The 23,853-nt window shown below is 40.6% G+C and carries 22 protein-coding genes; 11 read left to right on the top strand and 11 right to left on the bottom strand.

Features of this window, described 5'->3' with window-relative positions; all coding sequences use genetic code 11:
- Nucleotides 1-179 precede the first annotated feature (179 nt).
- From PSE83_RS17195 to PSE83_RS17215, 5 genes are all read left to right on the top strand, one after another.
- On the top strand, nt 180-854 hold the full coding sequence (locus PSE83_RS17195; RefSeq protein WP_164565530.1) for a CsgG/HfaB family protein: 675 nt from the start codon (nt 180-182) through the stop codon (nt 852-854).
- 9 nt (nt 855-863) lie between these two features.
- Nucleotides 864-1,217 (top strand): DUF4810 domain-containing protein, encoded by a 354-nt coding sequence (locus tag PSE83_RS17200; RefSeq protein ID WP_094961483.1) that lies wholly within the window; start codon nt 864-866, stop codon nt 1,215-1,217.
- On the top strand, nt 1,214-1,870 hold the full coding sequence (locus PSE83_RS17205) for a DUF799 domain-containing protein (protein WP_094961484.1): 657 nt from the start codon (nt 1,214-1,216) through the stop codon (nt 1,868-1,870). Before PSE83_RS17200 ends, PSE83_RS17205 begins: the two co-directional genes overlap by 4 nt.
- Nucleotides 1,871-2,401: 531 nt before the next feature.
- On the top strand, nt 2,402-3,805 hold the full coding sequence (locus tag PSE83_RS17210) for a tryptophanase (protein ID WP_004908186.1): 1,404 nt from the start codon (nt 2,402-2,404) through the stop codon (nt 3,803-3,805).
- Between the two features lie 63 nt (nt 3,806-3,868).
- Entirely contained in the window at nt 3,869-5,116 is a 1,248-nt protein-coding gene (locus PSE83_RS17215) for an aromatic amino acid transporter (RefSeq protein WP_036958033.1), read from the top strand.
- Nucleotides 5,117-5,207: 91 nt separating this feature from the next.
- On the opposite strand, the gene PSE83_RS17220 is transcribed toward PSE83_RS17215, so the two are convergent.
- Nucleotides 5,208-6,173 carry an energy transducer TonB gene (locus PSE83_RS17220; protein WP_004258445.1) on the bottom strand — a complete coding sequence of 322 codons (966 nt, stop codon included), beginning with the start codon at nt 6,171-6,173 and terminating at the stop codon, nt 5,208-5,210.
- A gap of 20 nt (nt 6,174-6,193) precedes the next feature.
- Nucleotides 6,194-8,329, bottom strand: a complete 2,136-nt coding sequence (locus tag PSE83_RS17225) for a TonB-dependent receptor (protein WP_198524589.1) — start codon at nt 8,327-8,329, stop codon at nt 6,194-6,196.
- 470 nt (nt 8,330-8,799) lie between these two features.
- Between PSE83_RS17225 and PSE83_RS17230 the strand changes: the two genes are divergently transcribed.
- On the top strand, nt 8,800-10,356 hold the full coding sequence (locus tag PSE83_RS17230) for a methyl-accepting chemotaxis protein (RefSeq protein WP_004258440.1): 1,557 nt from the start codon (nt 8,800-8,802) through the stop codon (nt 10,354-10,356).
- Between the two features lie 79 nt (nt 10,357-10,435).
- On the opposite strand, the gene fis is transcribed toward PSE83_RS17230, so the two are convergent.
- The 9 genes from fis to acuI form a co-directional block, all read right to left on the bottom strand.
- The gene (fis, locus tag PSE83_RS17235; protein WP_004258438.1) at nt 10,436-10,732 is read right to left on the bottom strand and encodes a DNA-binding transcriptional regulator Fis; all 297 of its coding nucleotides are present in this window, start codon (nt 10,730-10,732) and stop codon (nt 10,436-10,438) included.
- Between the two features lie 7 nt (nt 10,733-10,739).
- Complete coding sequence (gene dusB, locus PSE83_RS17240; RefSeq protein ID WP_004258432.1) at nt 10,740-11,723, bottom strand: tRNA dihydrouridine synthase DusB; 984 nt, start codon at nt 11,721-11,723, stop codon at nt 10,740-10,742.
- A 317-nt stretch (nt 11,724-12,040) separates the two neighbouring features.
- The gene (gene prmA / locus PSE83_RS17245) at nt 12,041-12,925 is read right to left on the bottom strand and encodes a 50S ribosomal protein L11 methyltransferase (RefSeq protein ID WP_036958031.1); all 885 of its coding nucleotides are present in this window, start codon (nt 12,923-12,925) and stop codon (nt 12,041-12,043) included.
- A gap of 198 nt (nt 12,926-13,123) precedes the next feature.
- On the bottom strand, nt 13,124-14,584 hold the full coding sequence (gene panF / locus PSE83_RS17250) for a sodium/pantothenate symporter (RefSeq protein ID WP_036958029.1): 1,461 nt from the start codon (nt 14,582-14,584) through the stop codon (nt 13,124-13,126).
- Nucleotides 14,574-14,816, bottom strand: a complete 243-nt coding sequence (locus PSE83_RS17255) for a DUF997 family protein (protein WP_004258419.1) — start codon at nt 14,814-14,816, stop codon at nt 14,574-14,576. The genes panF and PSE83_RS17255 overlap by 11 nt, the downstream gene beginning before the upstream one ends.
- A gap of 174 nt (nt 14,817-14,990) precedes the next feature.
- Entirely contained in the window at nt 14,991-16,337 is a 1,347-nt protein-coding gene (accC, locus tag PSE83_RS17260) for an acetyl-CoA carboxylase biotin carboxylase subunit (RefSeq protein WP_004258411.1), read from the bottom strand.
- Nucleotides 16,338-16,349: 12 nt separating this feature from the next.
- Complete coding sequence (gene accB, locus PSE83_RS17265) at nt 16,350-16,820, bottom strand: acetyl-CoA carboxylase biotin carboxyl carrier protein (protein ID WP_004258405.1); 471 nt, start codon at nt 16,818-16,820, stop codon at nt 16,350-16,352.
- Between the two features lie 18 nt (nt 16,821-16,838).
- Complete coding sequence (gene aroQ, locus PSE83_RS17270) at nt 16,839-17,303, bottom strand: type II 3-dehydroquinate dehydratase (RefSeq protein WP_004258402.1); 465 nt, start codon at nt 17,301-17,303, stop codon at nt 16,839-16,841.
- A 235-nt stretch (nt 17,304-17,538) separates the two neighbouring features.
- Entirely contained in the window at nt 17,539-18,519 is a 981-nt protein-coding gene (gene acuI / locus PSE83_RS17275; protein ID WP_004258399.1) for an acrylyl-CoA reductase (NADPH), read from the bottom strand.
- A 603-nt stretch (nt 18,520-19,122) separates the two neighbouring features.
- Here acuI and PSE83_RS17280 point away from each other — a divergent pair.
- From PSE83_RS17280 to rng, 5 genes are all read left to right on the top strand, one after another.
- Nucleotides 19,123-20,166: a rod shape-determining protein gene (locus PSE83_RS17280; RefSeq protein ID WP_004908213.1), complete on the top strand. Its 1,044-nt coding sequence runs from the start codon at nt 19,123-19,125 to the stop codon at nt 20,164-20,166.
- Nucleotides 20,167-20,250: 84 nt separating this feature from the next.
- A complete protein-coding gene (gene mreC / locus PSE83_RS17285) occupies nt 20,251-21,219 on the top strand; it encodes a rod shape-determining protein MreC (RefSeq protein WP_004258388.1) in 969 nt (322 codons plus the stop codon).
- A 44-nt stretch (nt 21,220-21,263) separates the two neighbouring features.
- Nucleotides 21,264-21,752: a rod shape-determining protein MreD gene (gene mreD / locus PSE83_RS17290; protein ID WP_004258382.1), complete on the top strand. Its 489-nt coding sequence runs from the start codon at nt 21,264-21,266 to the stop codon at nt 21,750-21,752.
- Nucleotides 21,753-21,787: 35 nt separating this feature from the next.
- Nucleotides 21,788-22,375, top strand: a complete 588-nt coding sequence (locus PSE83_RS17295) for a Maf family protein (RefSeq protein WP_004258377.1) — start codon at nt 21,788-21,790, stop codon at nt 22,373-22,375.
- Nucleotides 22,372-23,841, top strand: coding sequence for a ribonuclease G (rng, locus tag PSE83_RS17300; RefSeq protein WP_004258373.1), 1,470 nt, complete (start codon nt 22,372-22,374; stop codon nt 23,839-23,841). The genes PSE83_RS17295 and rng overlap by 4 nt, the downstream gene beginning before the upstream one ends.
- Nucleotides 23,842-23,853 lie beyond the last annotated feature (12 nt).

A 23,853-nucleotide genomic window follows, 5' to 3' on the forward strand; every position in this document is an offset into this window, starting at 1 on the left:
CCATTTGATTAAATATTAGTAAACCTTGGTTACTTTATGAGTATTGCAGTCATTAAAAAACAAACTAAATGTCAGATAAAAAATAAGTAAGATTGACTAGACCCTACTTTTCATTTAATGCAAAATAGCAATGCAAAAATTAATTCTAATTCTAATTTTATTTTAATTGAGATAGCTAAATGAATATATCCAAAATCAGCATTGCATCTATTCTTATTGCAAGTGCATTATTAAGTGGCTGTGCTAAAGAATCATCTCGTTCTTTAGCCGTAGAAAAAGTTGCGACATATAATACTCAATATTCAGGTCCAAAAAGCCCAATATCAATAGGGAAATTTGATAATCGTTCTAGTTATATGAATGGCATTTTCTCTGATGGGGTTGATCGTTTAGGTAATCAATCTAAAACCATTCTGATGACACATTTACAGCAAACGGGTCGTTTTAATGTATTAGACCGTGCAAATATGCAAGAACTTAAAGAAGAAGCTAGTATTAAAGGTCAGTCGCAACAGTTAAAAGGTGCAACTTATGTAATTACTGGTGATGTTACTGAATTTGGACGAAAAGAAGTTGGGGATCGCCAGTTATTCGGTATTTTAGGTCGTGGTAAATCACAAGTAGCGTATGCCAAAGTCAATTTAAACGTTGTTAATGTTCAAACATCTGAAGTGGTCTTTTCTTCACAAGGTGCTGGTGAATATGAATTATCAAATAGAGAAGTGATTGGTTTTGGTGGCACTGCCAGTTATGACTCAACATTGAATGGTAAAGTATTAGATTTAGCAATTAGGGAAGCGGTAAATAACTTAGTTTCTGGTATAGAAAGTGGTGCATGGCAGCCAGCTAAATAAGGAAATACGATGAAAATTAAATTATTGGCTATGGTAGCCGGCGTAATTTTATTAAATGGCTGCGCTAATGAACCCAAACCACTATATAACTGGGATGGTTATCAAACAACGGTCTACCAATATTACCAACAAACAGAAACTGGCCCTCAAGAACAAATTCAAGCTTTGAAAAAGAATTTGGAAATGAGCAAAGCAAAAGGTTTAGCAACTCCGCCAGGGTTGCATGCGCATTTAGGGTTATTGTATTCAACAACTGGAGCGGTTGATCTTGCAATGCAAGAATTTACTGCGGAAAAAGCATTGTATCCAGAATCTGCGGCTTACATGGATTTTCTCATGAAAAATAAAGGAAAAGTAAAATGAAACATTTACTTATAGTCTGCGGATTGGTGATGACATGGTTATTAACGGGATGTGCTCAGCCAACTAAAGTTGATTACACGGCATTTAATCAAAGTAAGCCTAAAAGTATTCTGGTGCTATTACCACAAAACAGTTCACCAGAAGTACAAGCAAGTCATGGTTTATTATCACAAGCGACTCTTCCTTTAGCTGAGGCTGGCTACTATGTTTTCCCTGTTGCTGTTGTTGAGGAAACATTTAAGCAAAATGGGATGACAAATGCAGGTGACATTCAAGCTGTTCCACCTGCAAAATTGCGCGAAATTTTTGGTAATGATGCCGTACTTTACTTGAATATCACTGAATACGGTACAAGTTATCAGGTTATTTCTAGTGATACTCGTGTCACTGCGGATGCGAAATTGGTTGACGCTAGAACAGGAACGTTATTATGGAGTGGCTCAGCGACTGCATCTAGTGCTGAAAATAATTCCTCGTCAAATGGTATTATTGGGGCGTTAGTATCTGCTGTTGTTAACCAAATCGTAGATACAATGACAGATAAAAGCTATGCAATTGCAGGTATAACAAGTGTCAGGTTATTATCTGCAGGTAAGCCTAATGGTATCTTATATGGGCCTAGATCGCCTAAATATGGTAAAGATGCTCAGTAATTATTAATTATTGAATAATGGGCAAAATAGAATAAAATATTTTGCCCATTTTATTTAAGTTAAATATTATTTAAGTGAAATTAACTTATTTAATTATCGTGTTACATTGTTTATACGTTTTTTAATTGGGATGATTAAACTAAAAATAATAATATTAAACTCTTATTTAATATATGGGTTAATACTGTGACTTGAATCAAGTTGTTCTAGTCTATCTCACTAATAGTGTGATATAGGTACAATATTATGACAATAGCGATTACTTTGGTAACCCAACTGTTATATATATAATAATAGTCGGTTGTACTAATTCCTCGTTGATAGGAGTCATAGTATGTTCTTGTTAAACGAATCACTTATATCAAGGTATTTCTTCTATATGAAGAAATGGTTCAATATTGATATTTCTTTAGCCTTCTTCTTTCCAAACAAATAACCTTTCTCTTTTCCTTTCTTAAAATTTTTTAACTTATTTAACTATAGGTTAGATCTCTAATATTTATTATTTAATGAAAAATTAAAGGTATTATCATGGCTAAAAGAATTGTAGAACCATTCCGTATTAAAATGGTAGAAAATATCCGTATTCCATCAAGAGAAGAACGTGAAGCGGCGTTAAAAGAAGCGGGATATAACCCATTCTTATTACCAAGTAGTGCAGTTTATATTGATTTATTAACTGACTCAGGCACCAATGCGATGAGTGACCACCAATGGGCAGCAATGATCACCGGTGATGAGGCATATGCAGGATCTCGTAACTATTATGATTTAAAAGATAAAGTGAAAGAGATGTTTGACTATGATTATGTCATTCCTGCTCACCAAGGTCGTGGTGCTGAAAATATGTTATTCCCTGTTTTATTAAAAGTAAAACAGGAACAAGGTGGAGCTAAAAAACCGGTCTTTATTTCTAATTTCCACTTTGATACAACAGCAGCTCATGTTGAATTAAACGGTTGTAAAGCAATTAATATTGTTACCGAAAAAGCCTATGACTCGGATACTTACGATGACTGGAAAGGCAATTTTGATATCCAAAAATTAAAAGATAATATTGCTGAGCATGGTGCAGAAAACGTAGTCGCAATTGTATCTACTGTAACTTGTAATAGTGCAGGCGGTCAGCCAGTATCAATGGCGAATTTGAAAGAAGTTTATGAAATAGCTAAACAGCATAATATCTTTGTTGTCATGGATTCTGCACGTTTCTGTGAAAATGCGTATTTTATTAAAGAGCGCGACCCTAAATATAAAAACTCGACTATTAAAGAAATTATTCTTGATATGTATAAATATGCTGATGCATTAACGATGTCAGCGAAAAAAGACCCGTTATTAAATATTGGTGGGTTGGTTTGTATTAAAAATGACGAAAAAATCTTCACACTGGCAAGACAACGCTGTGTTCCAATGGAGGGTTTCGTGACCTATGGTGGCTTAGCGGGTCGTGATATGGCCGCAATGGTACAGGGTCTTGAAGAAGGGGCTGGTGAAGAATATCTGCATTATCGTATTGGCCAAGTTAAATATTTAGGTGACCGCTTACGTGAAGGTGGAATTTCAATTCAATATCCTACAGGGGGACATGCCGTATTTGTCGATTGTAAAAAGCTGGTTCCTCATATTCCTGGTGATCAGTTCCCTGCGCAAGCGGTGATTAACGCACTTTATTTAGAATCAGGTGTCCGTGCGGTTGAAATTGGTTCATTTTTATTAGGGCGTGATCCTGAAACTGGTAAGCAAAAACACGCAGATATGGAGTTTATGCGGTTAACCATTGCAAGACGTGTTTATACCAATGACCATATGGATTACATTGCAGATGCTCTGATTGGTTTAAAAGATAAATTTGCAACCCTCAAAGGGCTGGATTTTGAATATGAACCGCCAGTATTAAGACACTTTACTGCTAGATTAAAACCAATTAAATAATAGGTCGCTCGTATGGTTCCCGTGCAATGCGGGAACCTCATCCTTATTCTTAAGGTAAACACCATGAATAATTCGGCAGCCAAAAAAGAACCCTCCATAATGGTAGGGGGTTTTGTGCTAGGCGGTGCCATGATTGGGGCGGGGATGTTTAGCTTGCCTACTATTATGGCTGGAGCTTGGTTTATTAACTCTGTAGTTATCTTGTTAGTTGTTTGCTTTTTTATGTTTCATTCAGGGATTTATATTTTAGAATGTATATCGAAATATGGAGCAGGAACGAATTACTTTTTTATCTCTAAAGAATTATTACCCAGATGGGCATGCTATATTGCAAATATGGCATTAATATTTGTACTCTACATACTAATTTATGCCTATATATCAGCAGCAGGTTCAGTTATTAAAGAAGCTGCCGCCATTTACGGATACAATATTAATTTAAGATTAATATTTATTATTTTTACATTAATTCTAGGTGCGAGCATCTGGTGGAGTGGTGTAGGGGCAAGTCGTCTAACATCATTATTTTTATTCATTAAAATAATTCTGTTTATTTTAGCTTTCTCCGGTTTATTTTTTATCGTAAAAACAGATTTACTATTAACTTCCCCCGTTGAAGGAGGACAAACAGCGTTATTACCTTTTGTTTTTATTATTATTCCTTATGCAATTACTTCTTTTGGTTATCATGGGAATGTTTGTAGCTTGTATAAGCTGTATCATGAGAATGAAAGAAAGGTCGTTAAAAGTTGTGTTATCGGTTGTGTATTGGCATTGGTGCTCTATTTTCTCTGGATCATGGGGACAATGGGAAATCTACCACGGGCAGAGTTTTTAACAATTATTAATAAAGGCGGTAATTTAGACGCATTTATTGAATCATTATATGCAGTGCTGAATAGCAAAAATATTGCGACATTCTTACTGTGGTTTTCTATTAGTGCTGTATTCTGTTCATTCTTAGGTGTCGCAATTGGGTTATTTGATTACATTCTTGCTTCGCTAAATTTTAAAGATAACCCATCAGGTAGAATGAAATCTGCATTATTATGTTTCTTGCCTCCTCTTATTCTTTGCATGTTATTCCCAAATGGTTTTTTGATCGCAATAGCTTATGCAGGTATGGCGGCATGTATCTGGGCGATTATTTGCCCTGCAGTTATGGCATTAAAGGTAAGAGAGCGTTTTCCTGATTCGAGATTCAAAGTGTGGGGCGGAAAAGGGTTAATCTATGCCGTTATCGCCTTTGGAGTAGTCGGCATTATTTGCCAATTGTTAGCGCAGTTTAATTTGTTACCGATATACCGTTAATTTTTCAAAATACAAGCTGTAAAATAACTGCAAAGGTACAGTGAGGGTTCGCTGTACCTTTTTTCTATCCAACGATATGGCGGATTGTAGGCTAATATTGAAATATAACGGTCTTTTTAAAGTACATTTTAATATTTTGACCTTGATAAATAATGGGTTTAAAGGCCATTTTTTTAATTGCTTTAACCGCTTCTTCTCTAAAACCTAAATCAGGAATTTTGTTATTTAGTATTTCAACGGATTCAATTTGACCATCTAATCCAACTAATAACCGAATTTGCACTTTAACAACTTTTGTATAGCCTAAGGAACGAGCCTCTTTCGGATACCTGGGAGCCGCATCCTGTAAAATTGTATAGGAAATACCACTCGAACCGAGTGCGGTATAGCTGCCATCACCATTAGCAGCAAATTGGCTATTACCAGATAATCTATTATTCCCTTTACCACTTTGACTACTTTCTGAAGCTGATGGGCTTGTGGAAGATTGATTTTCAGCAGTTGAATGGAGTGGTATTTCTTTAGCTGCTTCTTGTGAGCCTTGCTGCGTTTCATGGCTTATCTTATTGGCAATAAGTTGATTTTCTGTGTTATTTTTAGTGTTATTGTTCAGTAGCTTACTTTGTTCTTTTGGCTTTTTCCCTTGTACGGACTGACTGATTTCCGGTTTTGTTTTTTCTTTTGTTTTTTGTGTGAGTAAAGGCGATTCAACCGTGTTATCAACGGGAATATTCACAGGAATCAATGAATTTTTAAGTTGAGTTTTTGAAGGTATTTTACTTTCATTAGGTTGAGACTTGCTCATCTGCTTCTGTTGGGAAGCAGCTTCAGCCTTTGAAGGGGATTCTGATATAACTTCATGTGATTGCACTTGTTTTTTATTGCTCTGCTCTCCTGTGCCCCCTGAGGAGCCCATTTGTCCCCCTAGAGATAGAGTTATCGTTTCCATACCCTCGACTATAGGTATCGCCCTACCTGTTTGTAGGGCGATAAACATAATGGCAATAATATGGATAACGAGTGACAGTGCTAAAGCAAGTTTATAACGAATAGTCACTGAAACATTTCCTGTTTTAATTAATAGGTAGCTTTAATGCCTGCAAAAAATGAGCGCTCATTTCCAGGAATTAAAGAGCCATAACCTGCGGTAACATAGTCGTAGTAAGTTTTGTTCATTAAGTTAGTGACCCCGCCATATAATTCGATGTGTTCAATCGGCGCGTAACGAACACTGAGGTCAATGAGTTCACGTGATTTAACTACGCCATCTTCTTCTTTATTGGCATCAGAAAGGAAATTATTGTACGAACCATAATAGGTATACTGAATGTCTCCCGATAAATCATCGGTAAAATCGTATTTTACTTTTAGTTTAACGGAGTGCTCTGGCACTTTAGTTAAACCACTTTTCGTGTAATCAATGGTATTTTTGCCGTTTTCTTCCAAAAATTGGCGGCCATGATTGTTATAATCAGAACGTCCTCTGAGCCATGAATATGATTCTTGGAAGGTGAAATTACCGAGCGTTTGTTGGAAGTCAACATCGGCTCCCCAACGGCGAGTTTTCAACAAATTCATTGTCTTCGCATCATTGACACTAGTGAGATAAATACGATTTAGCTGGTTATTCGTATTAGATGTCCAGAATGTGATATTGACAGTACTAAATGCTAATTTATCTCTTAAACCGATCTCAAATAAGTCATATTTCTCATCTTCGGCCTTAGTCGGAGTATAAATTTTCTCACCATTAACGACAGATTGGTCGCTGATTTGCAAGCCATCGGGAAGGGTGTAGCCTCGTTCATATCGCCCATAAATTCGGCCAGTATCGCGATAAAGGTAAGCAAGAGAAAGTTCAGCTGCCGTATTCCAACGGTCTGAAGTGCCAGACCCATTTACTGTGCCACTTTTATCAAATGACCATTCCGACAATTCACGTCTCAACCCTTGGGTAAATACAAATTGATCTGATTTAAGACTGTTAAGAGCATAAATTGCCTTTGTTGTTTTATCATAATCAAAATTATGAGGAACCCCATAATATCGGCCTTTACTATCTTTTTTATAGCTCCCAATATAATGAATAGAAGCCTTTTGTTTGGCATAATCTACGCCAAAAAGTAGATTGCTATCATCGAGATAGCCGATATCTAATTTGATTTTTGTTCCGTGGCTTTTTTGATTAACTTTTTGTTCCCAGTTGGCATTATTAGTATAAAAACCATCAGTGTAGAAAACATCTGTAGCAAAATTGAGTTTTTCCGTAAATGCATTTTGGTAACTTAAATTATAGCTATCGACTTCGCGGTCACCGATCAAATAACCACTGATCGTTTTTTTAATTAGTTTACCATTCTCATCAATACCGACAGTGACGGTTTTGTCTGGTGGAACGTAGTCTTTACCATACTTTTTGATATTACGTGATGTGAGCGTTTTTACGTACTGAGAACTTTCAGTGAGATGACTTCCTCTCAACATGAGGCTTTGATCTGGAGTCAGATCCCATCTACCGCCTAGTGAATAATATTCTGAATTACGGTAGGTATCTTTATAGTAAAGATCACGGTTTAGTTTACTGGCAGTACCTAAAATTGAAAAGGTATCACTCACCCGAGCTCCCAAATTAGCATTTAAGCGATATCCTTCTGAGTTCCATTCAGATAAAACACTTGTTTTGGGATTAGCCATACTTCTCAGGTTTGACGTTATATTAATGACTCCACCTGCAGTCCCTGAGCCGTAAATAACGCTTCCGCCACCGGGAATGATTTCAATACGCTCAAGTTGTTCAACGGGAATAATATCGTAGTTAGTGGTATAAGGGTGATTTGCTAATGTGGTAATTGGAGCCCCATCAAGTAACACTTGTAGGTTACGTTGTGAGGTTTCAGCTCCTTGCCCCCGCAAGTCTATGTTGCCCTGCCCAGAGGTATCGACACTAATACCAGGAACAGATTTAAGCACATCAGAGATTGTGCGGTTTCCTTTACCTTGAATATCTTCTTTTGAAATAACAATAATTTGCTTGGTATCTCGTAAACGTTCAATTTCAACATAGTCAGGTCGTGCATAGCTATCTTGTAGCTCAATTGCATCAGCAGCTTCTTGAAGCTGTGGTGATTCAAGTTCTTTATTGGTTGCATGAGTCGTAAAAGAAAGTGTTGATAAAATAATGAAACAAATAAAATTTGGCTTAAATTTAACCATATTGTTTCCAACGGAGGAAATGTTTTTCATTGGAGTAGACTTGCCTTTTGTAATGATAATGCAAATGATAATCAATCTTATTATATTGTTATTGATTTCAAGATCAATTAATTTAAAACAATTTATAATATGGCTAATTATTTGATTTAAGTGGAAATAAATTGTTGACTTAGGCGGTATATCTTACTGAGTGGATAGTAACTTTTACGCGAGGTTAGGTGTGAAAATAGAGATAGGGGGACATTTACTCAGGTTGGATGCTCTCATTTAGCGATCTACTTCAAATTACTCAAATTAATTTCAAATTTTTAATTTTCTCTGATTCCCAAAATCAAATAGTAACCCTCTTGAAATGTAAGTATTTTTACCTATATCGAGTGCTGATTAATCAAATCTAGGGATTAAAATATTTTTCTATAGCGCCGATAAAGTTAAATATTGTCAGATTATCCCACCAAAAGAGAAATTCTATGCAGAAACTTCGAAATTACTCAATTCGCACTGTGGTCTTCGTATTATTAAGTATTTTGTGTCTGATCTTGGGGGGAACGAATGTATACAGTGGTTGGTCATTATCACGCATTGCTGATGGAAATGATATTGATAGGCAATTGGTGCAACAAATGACCGTCCTTAGTCAAGGAAATGATCAGTATTTTCGTTTTGTCACACGACTAACTCGAGTCATGGAAAGTAAAAACCAAGGGAAAGATGTGGATTATGCCCCTGTAAAAGAAGCGATGTCCAATATGGGGAAATATTTAGAGCAAATGAAGTCGATTTCTCCTGGACCGATGGATCCTGAAGTATCAGATTTGGTGATCAATAATTGGCAATCACTGCTAGATGATGGCGTCACGCCTCAACTCGCATTGAGTATGGACAACGATTCGGACAAATATTTAGCGCATGCCCATAATGTAACACCTGCATTAAGCCGAGCTTTTGGCGCTTCAATTCAGCAATTTAATCAGACGGCTGATGAATTGATCAGCCATACTCGGCAGAATGTTGATAGCGTGATAGATATTACACAAGTGGTCATGATCGTCACTGCAATATTAGGGATCTTCATGCTCATTTTTACGGATCGCTATATGGCAGAGATGATGCAAAAACCATTAGGGCTACTGAGGCAACATTTTACTCAAATTGCGAAAGGGGATTTAAGCCATCCTGTACAGCCATTCGGAAACAGCTGTGTAGGAAAATTATTTCCAATACTTGAAGGGATGAGAAAAGATTTAAGTGAATCGGTCAATACAATCCGACAAGGAAGTGAAAATATTTATCTGGGGGCAAGTGAGATTTCAAACGGTAATAGCGATCTTTCATCTCGAACAGAAGAGCAGGCCGCCGCTTTAGAAGAGACGGCTGCGAGTATGGAGGAAATTACCGCTGCAGTTCAACTGAATATGGAAAACACACACCAAGCTAATCAATTAGTAGGCGAAGCGTTCGTGGTCGCTAATAAAGGGAATAGCATTGTTGATTCTGTTGTCGTGACCATGACTGAAATCTCCCAAAGCTCACAAAAAATAGCAGATATTATCAACATGATTAACGATATTAGTTTTCAAACGAATATCTTAGCGCTCAATGCGTCTATCGAAGCGGCTCGTGCTGGTGTGCATGGACGCGGTTTTATGGTAGTCGCTGCGGAAGTGCGCAAGTTAGCGAGCCACAGTGCGGAAGCCGCGATGGAAATTGAACGACTAATTGCCGATTCAGGAGCTTGCGTTCAGAAAGGAACGGGTTTGGTGAATGAAATGGGAAAAACGATGGAGAATATCTTACAGGGAATTAATGAGGTAACAGCAATTATGGAGCAAATCACCGTGGCTTCAGAAGAGCAGAGCAAAGGAATAGCCCAAGTTGGAGTCGCGATTACACAGATGGACGGCGTTACACAGCAAAATGCCTCTTTAGTTGAACAAGTGGCAACTGCAGCTAGTTCATTAGCGGGGCAAACGCAAGAATTACAACAAGCGGTTCAGCAGTTTAATTTATCCACACAAACGGTCTAGCACATTATTTTTTGCAAATAAAAAGCCCTCACTGCATAACAGTGAGGGCTCACAAAAACACTGCATTAACCGACTAGGATTAGTTCATGCCGTATTTTTTCAGTTTCTTACGCAGAGTGCCGCGGTTGATACCCATCATCAGGGCTGCACGGGTCTGGTTTCCACGGGTATATTGCATAACCATGTCCAACAAAGGCTGTTCTACTTCAGCCAATACCAGCTCATATAAATCATTAACATCTTGATTATTTAATTGAGCAAAATAGTTCTTCAGTGCTTGCTTAACTGAGTCACGTAACGGTTTTTGAGTTACTTGATCTTGTGAATTTACAGTAGCAACGGTTAGTACGTCAGAATTTACGCGTTGTTCGAACATAGTTCTGTCAGCTCTTATCTTTATTTACGCAAAAATTTTCAAAAAATGCTTCCAACACCTCCAGCTGTTCGCTGGCATCCTCAATGGTGTTGAATGAGCGCCGAAACTGGTCATCAGGTGCATGTTCTTTTAAGTACCAAGAAACATGTTTGCGCGCTATACGGGCTCCTTTGCCTTGACCGTAAAAGTCGTGCAATTCCTGTACATGCGCTAGCATAATACGCTTTACCTCTGCCATTGGCATTGGTGGCAATATTTCACCTGTGTCCAGATAATGCTGGATTTCCCGGAAGATCCAGGGTCTTCCCTGAGCCGCTCTGCCTACCATCAAGGCATCCGCCCCTGTGTAGTCTAAAACAGCTCTGGCTTTTAGCGGGTCAGTAATGTCGCCATTGGCAATAACCGGAATGGTAACAGTCTGCTTAACTGCCCGAATATTGTCATATTCAGCTTCCCCATTAAACAGACAGGCTCTAGTTCTGCCATGAATAGTGAGAGCTTGAATGCCGCAATCTTCGGCCAATTTGGCAATCTCTATGCAGTTTCGCTCTTCAGGTGACCAGCCTGTGCGGATCTTAAGGGTGACAGGCACATCCACTGCTTTGACGACACCTTCAAGAATCGATTTAACGATGTCTGGATAGCGTAGTAGTGCAGAGCCTGCAAGCTTACGATTCACTTTTTTAGCTGGACAGCCCATGTTGATATCGATGATTTGAGCGCCACTCTCAACGTTGATTTGAGCCGCGGCAGCCATTTCATCGGGATCATTGCCAGCTATTTGCACGGAACGAACCCCAAGTTCATCGCGATGAACCATTCTGAGTCTAGATTTGTCGGTCTTCCAAACTTGAGGATTAGAAGAAAGCATCTCTGATACTGTCATCCCAGCACCCATGTCATAACAGAGCGACCTAAACGGTTTATCTGTAATGCCTGCCATGGGGGCAGCAATAAGACAGTTTCTCAACTGATATTGTCCGATTCGCATAACTAAATGGGGGCCATACTGTGACTGCAAGGGCGCGTATATTACGCATTTTTTACGAGATATGAAAGGACAAACTTTGAGCAAACGGTTATTTATCACTAATTTTTTTATCTTGCATCTCTGCAATTATAAAATTAGTTATATTTAACAAATAGTTAATTAGATATTATAACGATTTATTAAAATAACTGTTGTGCTGTTCAAATCTCGTGCAGAACAGATTATCGCCAGCTATTGAGCAATATTTGAGCTATAAGATAATCTATTCTGGCGTTGTTTTCAAAGAAATTATTCTCTAATTTTAATAAAAAAACTCATTAAAAATGCTTGACACCCGTAATCCTGCACCATTCTTCTTTTTCAGCAACAGGGTCGATTTCAAAAGTTGAACGATAAGCGTCAGCCACTCCTTCTGCTTGAGTGGCGAGCACGCCAGAAAGACCTAATAACCCACCTGGGCGGGGTAGCACGCTAATCATCGGGGCGAGCTCACGCAATGGGCCAGCAAGGATGTTAGCAACCACGACATCAGCTTGTAAGTCATTAGGCTGGTCTTTTGGTAGGTATAGGGATAAACGCTCTGAAACACCGTTACGTTGCGCATTATCGCGGCTTGCAGTGATAGCTTGAGGGTCGATGTCGATCCCGATCGCATGAGCGGCACCTAATTTTAATGCGGCGATCGCTAAAATCCCAGATCCGCAACCAAAATCGATCACAGTTTTACCTTCTAGATCAAGGCCATCTAACCATTGGAGGCACAATGAGGTGGTTGGATGCGTGCCAGTACCAAAAGCGAGGCCAGGATCTAACATTACGTTGACTGCCGTTGGATCGGGCACATCGCGCCAACTTGGGCAGATCCACAAGCGTTCCCCAAAGCGCATCGGATGAAAGTTATCCATCCATTCTCTTTCCCAATCTTTGTCTTCTAATTGTTCGATTTTATGGATAAAACCTGGACTCAATATCGGACTATTTTCTAGTTGAGCGACGACAAATTTCATGTCGGTTTCTGCGTCATATAGACCGATAACATCGGTGTCACCCCAAAGGCGCGTTTCCCCCGGAAGCGGCTCAAAAACAGGAGTATCGTGGCTGTCTTGAAAGGTGACAGACACAGCACCGCTTTCGATTAACTCATCGCCAAGGGCTTCGGCATCTTTTGCGGTTGAGTTTATTTTGATTTGTATCCAAGGCATTGTTTTTTCTCTTCTAAAATGCTCGTCATTCTTCACGCCATAGCGTTGTTGGCTGCGCTCACTAACCCTAGTCACATACTGGTGTATGCTCCTAGGGATTAGCTCGTTTGCCGCCTATCTATGACGCGAATTATCTAGAGCATTGCATTTGTTCATTTACATTAGGTAACGCCAAATTCACCTATCAGTAGATAGGAATCAGTGAGTGCTAGTTACCTGTTCATTTGCTGGTGATTGTACTGGATTTTTGCCAAAAAGATTACCTAGAAGGAAGGCAATAAGACTAAAAATCAGTGATGGGACGATAGCGTGAAAGCCCATGATTTCAATTTTAAAACTTGCCAATATGGCATAACTGACGCCTCCGATGACCATACCACTGATAGCACCTGTTCCATTGGCTTTTTCCCAGTAGAGCCCGAGGACTAATGGCCACAAGAAAACAGCTTCTAAACCACCAAAAGCCAGTAAATTCAGCCAGATAATCATCTGAGGCGGGTTCCATGCTGCAACTAAAAGCAATGCACCTAAGACCAAAGTGGAAAGGCTAGAGATCCGTGCAAGACGCTTTTCATTTTTGATTTGTGTTGGCATGGTATTCAGATAGATATCTTTTACGATGGTTGCCGAGGACTGTAGTAGTTGTGCGTTGATCGTTGACATAATTGCGGCCATCGGTGCCGCTAAGAAAATTCCCGCTGCAAATGGTGGTAGAACTTGTACCATCAAAGTAGGGATCACTTGGTCTGGGATTGTGAGGTCAGGTAAAATTGCACGACCGAGAGCTCCCGCAAAGTGCATACCAAACATCAGTATCGCCATGACGATGGTTCCCAAAATAATACCTCGATGAACTGCTTTACTGTCTTTATATGAAATACAACGTACCGCAGTATGAGGTAAACCAATCACCCCAAAACAGACTAAAACCCAAAACGAAGCTAAAAATGGCCCGCTTAAAATGTCATCTGCACCTTCAGGTGAAACCAATTTTGGGTCTATGGTATGCATTTTTTCTATGGCTGCGGGTAAACCACCTGCATGGTAAATAATTGCAACCAGCAGGATCACCGTACCTAAAAGCATCACTAGGCCTTGCAGTGCGTCATTCAGGACGCTGGCTCTAAACCCACCAATTGCGGTATAGAGTGCGATAGATACCCCAAAAATTATTAACCCGTAAGTATATGGAATACCTGCTGCCGTTTCTAATAAGCGCGCACCACCAATAAATTGCACTGTCATCGCGCCAAAAAAGGCAATGAGTAGGCTAACACTGGCAAACCACACTAAAAACCGACTTTGGTAGCGTGCATACAGCATATCGTTGAGTGTAACGGCATTATAGCGACGCGCCAAAATAGCAAATTTTTTACCTAGCACGCCGAGGGAAAGCCAAATCGCGGGGAGTTGGATCATCGCCAATAGCACCCAACCTAGGCCATATTTATAGGCAGCTCCCGGTCCTCCAATAAAAGAACTCGCACTGATATAGGTTGCTGTGATGGTCATCGCAAGGACAAAGCCGCCCATTGAACGATTACCTAAAAAGTATTCATTTAAAAACTCGCCTTTTGTTCGTTTTTTATATGCATAAATGGATAGCAAAAAGACGAGAGCTAGGTAGCCGACGAGAGGCAGGAGAACTTCAATCTGCATCATTCTCCTCCAAAGAGATGTCTTTAAAAATCAGTTTAACCATCATAATGCAGAGCAAAATAAAAATGATGGGTAAGATGAGACAAGACCATTCAAACCACAGTGGTAGCCCTGTAATTCCAAGCGTGTTGTCCGGTAGGTAGGCACTAATAACCCAGCCGACCAGATAGGCGATAGTCAAATAAAATGACCAGCGCGCTTCTTTATTTGATTGAAGAAAACGTTTATCCACCCGTTATTCCCCTTCATTCCCATAAAAATAATCAGCAATTGTACGATAATCTGTGGACTGAGTGTGAAAAATACCAGAAGAAAAGTGCACTAAAGCGTATTTAACACAAAAAAATACCGTAACGCAGGGCGTTACGGTATCGATTGACGATAAGTTAAACAGGTTATCGCTGACTTATTCAGCAATACCCAGTTTTTTCTCTAAATAGTGGATATTAGTTCCACCTTTTTGGAAGTTTTCATCGTTCATAATCATTTGGTGCAATTCAATATTGGTTTTAATACCATCGACGATTAATTCGTTTAACGCATTTTTCATACGAGAAATAGCGATTTCACGAGTTTCACCATAGGTAATTAATTTACCAATCATTGAGTCATAATACGGAGGTACAGTGTAGCCTGCGTAAATATGAGATTCCCAACGTACGCCAAAACCACCAGGTGAGTGGAAACGGGTGATTTTACCCGGGCTTGGGATGAAAGTATTCGGGTCTTCTGCGTTGATACGGCACTCAACAGCATGGCCATGCACCACGATATCTTCTTGCTTCACAGATAATGGTAACCCAGAGGCAACACGCAGTTGCTCTTTAATTAAGTCTACACCAGTGATCATTTCAGTTACTGGGTGTTCAACTTGAATACGGGTATTCATTTCAATGAAGTAGAACTCACCGTTTTCGAATAAAAATTCGAAGGTACCTGCACCGCGATAACCGATTTCAATACATGCATTAGCACAGCGCTCACCGATATTACGGCGAATTTCAGGCGTAATACCCGGTGCTGGTGCTTCTTCAACCACTTTTTGGTGGCGACGTTGCATTGAACAGTCACGCTCAGCCAAGTAAACCGCATGGCCTTGGCCATCAGCCATGACTTGAATTTCAATATGACGTGGGTTTTCAAGGAATTTTTCCATGTAAACCATATCATTATTAAAAGCGGATTTCGCTTCAGCACGTGTCAGGTTGATCGAAGATTCTAAATCTTTCTCATTGCGTACGACACGCATACCACGACCACCACCACCACCAGATGCTTTGATGATGACAGGGAAGCCGATACGTTTTGCGATGGCTTTATTTTTTTCAGTGTCGTTCCCTAATGGGCCATCAGAACCCGGAACACAAGGTACACCGGCTTTTTTCATCGCGTTAATTGCAGAAACTTTATCACCCATTAGGCGGATGGTTTCAGCTTTTGGACCGATAAAAACAAAACCAGAGTTTTCAACTTGTTCTGCAAAATCTGCGTTTTCAGCCAAGAAACCATATCCTGGGTGAATCGCTTGAGCACCTGAAATTTCCGCTGCGGAAATAATCGCAGGGATATTTAAGTAACTTTTCGCTGATGCTGCTGGGCCGATACAAATTGTTTCATCAGCCAGTAACACGTGTTTTAGATCGCTATCTGCCGTAGAGTGAACCGCTACTGTTTTGATGCCGAGTTCTTTACAGGCACGCAAAATACGTAATGCGATTTCTCCGCGGTTAGCAATAACAATTTTTTCCAGCATGGAAACGCCTCGTTATTCGATGACAACTAATGGCTCGTCAAATTCTACTGCATCACCGTTTTGCAACAGAATGGCTTTAACAACGCCTGCTTTATCTGCTTCGATTTGGTTCATCATTTTCATCGCTTCAACGATGCAAAGTGGGTCACCAACGCTGACCGTTTGACCAATCTCAACGAATGGTTTCGCTTCAGGGCTTGGTGCGCGGTAGAAAGTACCGACCATTGGTGAGCGAACCTGGTGACCTGCAACTGCAGCAGGTGCAGCTGGCGCTACCATAGCTTCAGATGGTGCAACCGCATTAGCCAGAGCAGGTTGTTGTGCAACCGGTGCTGAGTAATATTGTTGAGGTGCAGCCATAACCTGGGAAGCAGGTGAAACGCGGCTGATACGTACTGACTCTTCACCTTCAGAAATTTCCAGTTCAGAAATGCCAGACTCTTCGACCAGCTCGATCAGCTTTTTAATTTTACGAATATCCATGGATATGATTCCGTACTCTTATATTTGGATTGAATTAATTAGGCGCAGACGGTTAACCGCTGCCTGTAAAGCAAAACTATAACCATCAGCACCTAGACCACAAATTACACCGATTGCTTTATCGGAGAAATAAGAATGTTGGCGAAATGATTCCCTAGCGTGCACATTAGACAAGTGGATCTCGATAAACGGGATACTCACCGCGAGTAATGCATCACGTAGTGCAACACTGGTATGTGTGAATGCAGCCGGATTGATGAGAATAAAATCAACATCATGACGTGCAGCATGAATTTTATCGATTAGTTCAAATTCTGCGTTTGACTGAAAATGACTCAGTTTTACCCCTAACTGACTAGCCTCTGACTCCAGCTTGGATACGATATCGGCAAGAGTTTGGTTGCCGTATTTATCGGGTTCCCGTGTACCTAGCAGGTTTAGGTTTGGCCCATTCAAGAGTAAAATGTGAATATCTTCTGCCATTATGCTGCTAACTCCGACGATATTATCAATAGCCCGACAACATAACGCGATGCTAAGCGTTTGTCATCTTTTATCATAAAAATAAATGGATTTTCTACTGACAAGGTTCGTCATTATAATTATTTCGTGACATATAGCAGCAAAATACTGGTCTTATCAGAGAAAATACCCGAATTTATTTTAGAAAATGTGCGGTAATCCCTATTTAGGCGAAAGTACCGCAATAAATTGGTGACTAACCTCGCAGGTTAACTAGCGTACGCCCAGTCACTTCATTTTTTAAGAGTTTTTTTGCATATTCGACAGAATCTTCTAATTGAATCTCATTGCTGACCTGCTCATAGAAAGAAGGGGGAAGAAGTTCCGCGAGTCGTTGCCATACTTTAGGGCGATTTGCGGCAGGGTAGTAAACCGAATCTACACCTTGTAGGCGGACATTACGTAAAATAAATGGCATGACACTGGTTGGTAAGTCGAAGCCACCCGCTAAGCCGCAGGCGGCAACAGTCCCATTATAGTGTGTTTGCGCAAGAAGATTAGCGAGTAATTCACCACCTACTGTATCAATCGCACCCGCCCACAACTGTTTGTCTAATGGTTTAGCAGGATGTGTGAAATCACTACGAGGTAATACCCTCTTGGCACCTAAACTTTGCAGGTAGCTGCTGTTTTCTTCACGACCTGAAATCGCGACAACCTCATAACCTAATAAAGAGAGTAATTGCACGGCAGTACTACCAACACCACCGCTTGCACCACTTACGATGACTTCGCCTTTATCAGGAGTCACACCAGCTTCTTCTAGGGCATTTACGCAGAGCATTGCTGTAAAGCCGGCGGTGCCAATAACCATCGCTTGTTTTAAGGACAAATTTTCTGGAAGAGGGGTTAAATACTTTGCGGGGACTCTTGCTTGAGAGGCTAACCCGCCCCAATGCGTTTCACCCACCCCCCATCCAGTCAGTAGTACATGTTGGCCAACTTGGAAACGAGGGTCTTCACTGTGGTGGATCACACCTGAAAAATCGATGCCGGGTACCATCGGGTATTGGCGAACAACGCCCGCTTTTCCACAAATAGCTAATGCATCTTTATAATTAAGTGTAGACCAATAAATATCGACTATAATATCTCCGGCTGGAAGCATTTCTGTAGTTAATGGTTGAATGCCAGAGACGATTTTTTCGTCAGTTTGTTGTAGGACGAGAGCTTTCATCTTTCACTCCTATATAATGATTAAATATGTATTTTGAAAATGACTAAAATTTGAGTGTATTTCATTGACGTAGTAACAGTATTTAAGCTATTAATATTGTAATTAATTTGTAAAAATTTATTTTTTTCTGGCATAAATAGGCTTTTATCATGCAAAATATCGCATCTTGACGGATTCATTTTGCATATTGACATAAATTTGCCGCGTTTCTGGTAGATAATAGAGCGAACACTCAGCGAATTCACCCAATTTGTATTGGAAATAGCCAGTGTGTAGCAATAATAAAAAGAACTAAATAATATTTGAACTTGTTGCCATAATAACTTGTCACACTGGGAAGAAAAAGATGGAGTATATAACAACCAAAGAATAGGTGTTTTTTTGTGTGTTTTTATCCTGTAGGTAAATAATACAATTAATATCTGTTTTTGGGGTTTTTATCTGCTTCGTTTAGATAAGAAGCATGTACAGTACGGTACGTGAAAAATAGATGAATTAACCATATTTTAGAAGCAGCTCATTAACGCCTTGAGACCGCTTCAAGTGGTTGGTAGAGTAGACGGGTTTAAATTCGTCCCCAGCTTGCAGGATAACTCTTTCGTTATGTTTAAAAAATTTCGTGGCATGTTTTCTAATGACTTGTCTATTGACTTGGGTACGGCCAATACCCTTATTTATGTCAAAGGACAAGGCGTAAAATTAAATGAACCCTCTGTAGTTGCTATTCGTCAAGACCGCTCTGGATCGCCAAAAAGCGTTGCTGCTGTCGGTGGTGAAGCGAAGCAGATGCTGGGACGTACACCAGGTAATATTTCGGCAATCAGGCCAATGAAAGACGGTGTTATCGCCGACTTTTTCCTGACTGAAAAAATGTTACAACACTTCATCAAACAAGTTCATAGCAACAGTTTTTTACGCCCAAGTCCGCGAGTCCTTGTTTGTGTCCCTGTTGGTGCAACACAAGTTGAACGTAAAGCCATTCGTGAGTCAGCGTTAAGTGCGGGCGCACGGGAAGTCTTCTTAATTGAAGAACCTATGGCCGCAGCTATTGGTGCCGGGTTACCTGTATCAGAAGCAACAGGCTCAATGGTTGTTGATATTGGTGGTGGTACTACAGAAGTCGCTGTTATTTCGTTAAATGGCGTTGTTTACTCTTCATCTGTACGCATTGGTGGTGACCGTTTCGATGAGTCCATCATTAACTATGTACGTCGTAACTATGGCTCACTGATAGGTGAAGCGACAGCAGAACGCATCAAGCATGGAATTGGTTCTGCATTCCCAACAGATGAAGTTTACGAGATTGAAGTTCGCGGCCGTAACCTTGCGGAAGGTGTGCCACGCGGATTTAAGATGAACTCCAATGAAATTTTAGAAGCATTGCAAGAACCGCTTACAGGAATTGTCAGCGCAGTCATGCTAGCACTTGAACAGTGTCCTCCTGAATTGGCCTCAGATATTTCAGAGCGCGGTATGGTCTTAACCGGTGGTGGCGCGCTTCTTCGTAATTTAGATCGCTTATTGATGGAAGAAACTGGTATCCCAGTTATCGTTGCTGAAGATCCTCTAACTTGTGTCGCTCGTGGTGGCGGTAAAGCGTTAGAAATGATTGATATGCACGGTGGCGACCTGTTTAGCGAAGACTAAATGGCCTTTTAGAAACAGTTGGGGCTGTCCCCAACTGTTTTGACTATTTTTTGTTCCTCTGACATTAGTGAAACTTAGCCACACATGAAGCCAATTTTTAGGCGAGGTCCATCCCTACAGCTACGCATTTTTATTGCGGTAATCATTGCACTTGTACTGGTGGTGATTGACCATCGCTTTGAGCCTTTCAATAAAGTCCGTAACTACTTAGACACGGCGGTTAGCCCATTCTATTTTTTAGCCAATGGCCCACGTCAATTTCTAGATAATATCTCCGAAAGCTTCTCTTCAAGAGAACAATTGCAATTCGAAAATAAAGCCTTACGCCAAGAGCTATTACTGAAAAAAGCGGACAACTTGCTTTTAGAACAACTTAAGCAGGAAAATGCGCGGTTAAGGGAGTTACTTGGTTCGCCACTTCGTCAAGATGAACACATGATGGTCACGCAAGTTATTTCAGGCGCGAATACGCCATATCGTGACCAAGTGGTTATAGACAAGGGCAGCAATGAAGGCGTTTATGAAGGGCAGCCCGTTATTAGTGATAAAGGCGTAGTTGGTCAAGTGGTTGGGGTTAGTAACTTTAATAGTCGTGTCCTGTTAATTTGCGACACTACCCATGCACTGCCAGTACAAGTATTACGTAATGATGTCCGTGTTATTGCTGCAGGTTCTGGATGTGCTGATGATATCCAATTAGAACCGTTGCCTGAAAATACCGATATTCGTGTTGGTGATGTCCTTGTCACGTCAGGGTTAGGAGGGCGTTTCCCCGAAGGTTATCCTGTAGGGGTGGTCTCTGCCGTAAAACACGACACACAACGTGCTTATACTATTATCAGCGCGAAGCCGAGTGCCGAATTGCAGCGTTTACGCTACCTTTTGCTACTATGGGGAAATGATAGCGACCCTAAAACGCCACTACAGCCTTCGGAAGTTTATCGTGCAGCAAATGAACGATTAATGAAAGTATTGCCGCAAGTGTTACCTAATCCGAATGAAATTCAGGGGCCTCCATTGCCACCATCAATGGCTCCGACGTCACAACCATAAGTAGAGGAAACACAGTATGGTTATGGGCAAGAGAGTAAATTAGCATGGATGAGTATCGCGGAAATGGCCGTGCCATCATTTGGTTATCGTTTTTTATTGCGTTGATTTTACAAGTCATGCCTTGGCCGGAACAACTCAGTTTTTACCGGCCATCATGGCTTCTGTTGATTCTCACTTATTGGGTGATGGCATTACCACACCGAGTGAGTGTTGGCACGAGTTTTATTTTAGGGATTATCGTAGATTCCATTCAGGGCTCTGCACTGGGAGTGCATGCTCTTTCTTTTAGCATTATTTGCTATCTCGTCTCTTATAAACACCAATTGTTGCGTAATATGGCGTTGTGGCAGCAAGCTCTGGTGATTATGTTACTCACTATCATTCAAGATCTTGCTGTTTTTTGGGCTGAATTTCTATCATCACAAGTATTATTCCACCCGCAAGTATTTTGGAATAGCTTAGTGAATGGTATTCTATGGCCATGGCTATTTTTGCTTTTACGTAAAATACGTCGGCAATTTTCAGTATGTTAGGGTGTTAGTTGTCGGTCTGACTGGGAATACAGTTTATGTGTTTAATTTATCTTGCGTCCGGCTCACCCCGTCGACGTGAACTTGTTCAGCAACTTAATTATACCTTTGAGGTTTTACGTCCAGAGGTAGAAGAACAGTGGCAGGAGGGGGAGTTGCCTCAAGACTATGTTCAACGTCTTGCACGAGATAAATCTTTAGCTGGTGTTGCGATTGCACCCGATAATCAACCGGTTTTGGGCGCAGATACAATCGTTGTTCTAGCAGGGCAAATTTTAGAAAAACCGCGAGATAATCAGCACGCAGAAGAGATGCTAAGTGCATTATCAGGAAAAACCCATCAGGTCATGACGGCTATTGCCTTATCCAACCGTCAACAGACAATGCAGTCACTAATTGTGACAGATGTGACATTCCGCGAGTTATCTTTAATCGAAATACGGGACTATATACAATCTGGTGAGCCAATGGATAAGGCAGGCGCTTATGGAATACAAGGAATTGGTGGGCGTTTTATACGTAAAATTAATGGCAGCTACCATGGGGTTGTTGGTTTACCACTGGTTGAAACAGACGAGCTAATTCAGCGATTTTTAGCGTTAAGTGATGGTAAGGGGAAGTCATGACTGCGGAACTATTAGTAAACATTACGCCATCTGAAACGCGCGTTGCTTATATTGATGGTGGGATATTACAAGAAATTCATGTTGAACGAGAAGCAAAAAGAGGGCTAGTAGGGAATATTTACAAAGGCCGTGTGAGCCGAGTCTTACCGGGGATGCAGGCGGCCTTTGTTGATATTGGTCTAGATAAAGCGGCCTTTTTGCACGCTTCGGATATTATGCCCCATACGGAATGCATTGCGGGTGACGAACAAAAAAACTTTCATGTCAGGGACATCGCTGAGCTCGTTAAGCAAGGGCAAGATTTAATCGTTCAAGTCGTCAAGGACCCCCTTGGTACCAAAGGTGCTCGCCTAACTACGGATATTACACTCCCTTCTCGCTATTTGGTCTTTATGCCAGGAGCTTCCCATGTGGGAGTTTCACAACGTATTGAAAGTGAAGATGAAAGAGAACGCCTAAAAGAGTGTGTTTCACAGTATTGTGATGAAAATGGGGGCTTTATCATTCGTACGGCAGCAGAAGGGGTCGGGGAAGAGGAAGTTAAACAGGATGCTGCATTCTTAAAACGCCTGTGGGCAAAAGTGATTGAACGAAAAAAACGCAATGTGACTCGCACTAAAATTTATGGTGAATTAGCACTTGCTTACCGTATTATTCGTGATTTTGCCGGCGCTCACCTTGATCGCATTCGTGTTGACTCTCGTTTGACCTATACTCAATTACAAGAATTTATCGAAGAGTATGTGCCAGAAATGACAGCTAAGCTCGAACTCTATCAAGGGAATCAGCCGATATTTGACTTGTTTGACGTTGAAAACGAAATTCAGCGAGCAATGGACCGAAAAGTGGAGCTAAAATCAGGTGGTTATTTGATTATCGACCAAACTGAAGCCATGACGACCATTGATATTAATACGGGCGCATTTGTTGGGCACCGTAATCTTGAAGAAACCATCTTTAATACCAATATCGAAGCAACCCAAGCGATAGCAAGGCAACTGCGTTTACGCAACTTAGGCGGCATTATTATTATTGATTTTATTGATATGGCTGACCCGGAACATCGCCGCCGTGTATTAGCGTCATTAGAGCAGGCATTGAGTAAAGATAAAGTTAAAACAACCATTAATGGTTTTTCGCAACTGGGCTTAGTCGAAATGACGCGTAAGCGTACAAGAGAAAGCTTAGAACACGTATTATGTGATGATTGCCCGACTTGCCAAGGGCGCGGAACCGTTAAATCGGTAGAAACGGTATGTTATGAAATTTTACGTGAAATAGTTCGTGTTCACCGTACTATCGATGCAGATAGGTTCTTAGTTTATGCATCCCAAGCGGTGGTTGATGTCCTTAAAGGGGATGAGTCACACGCCCTTGCAGAAGTTGAAATTTTTGTTGGAAAGCAAGTTAAAGTTCAGACTGAGCCTCTTTACAGTCAGGAACGTTTTGATGTCGTAATGATGTAAAAGGAGATTTGA

Source organism: Providencia sp. PROV150, from assembly GCF_028481025.1.
In the GTDB taxonomy this organism is placed as follows: domain Bacteria; phylum Pseudomonadota; class Gammaproteobacteria; order Enterobacterales; family Enterobacteriaceae; genus Providencia; species Providencia hangzhouensis.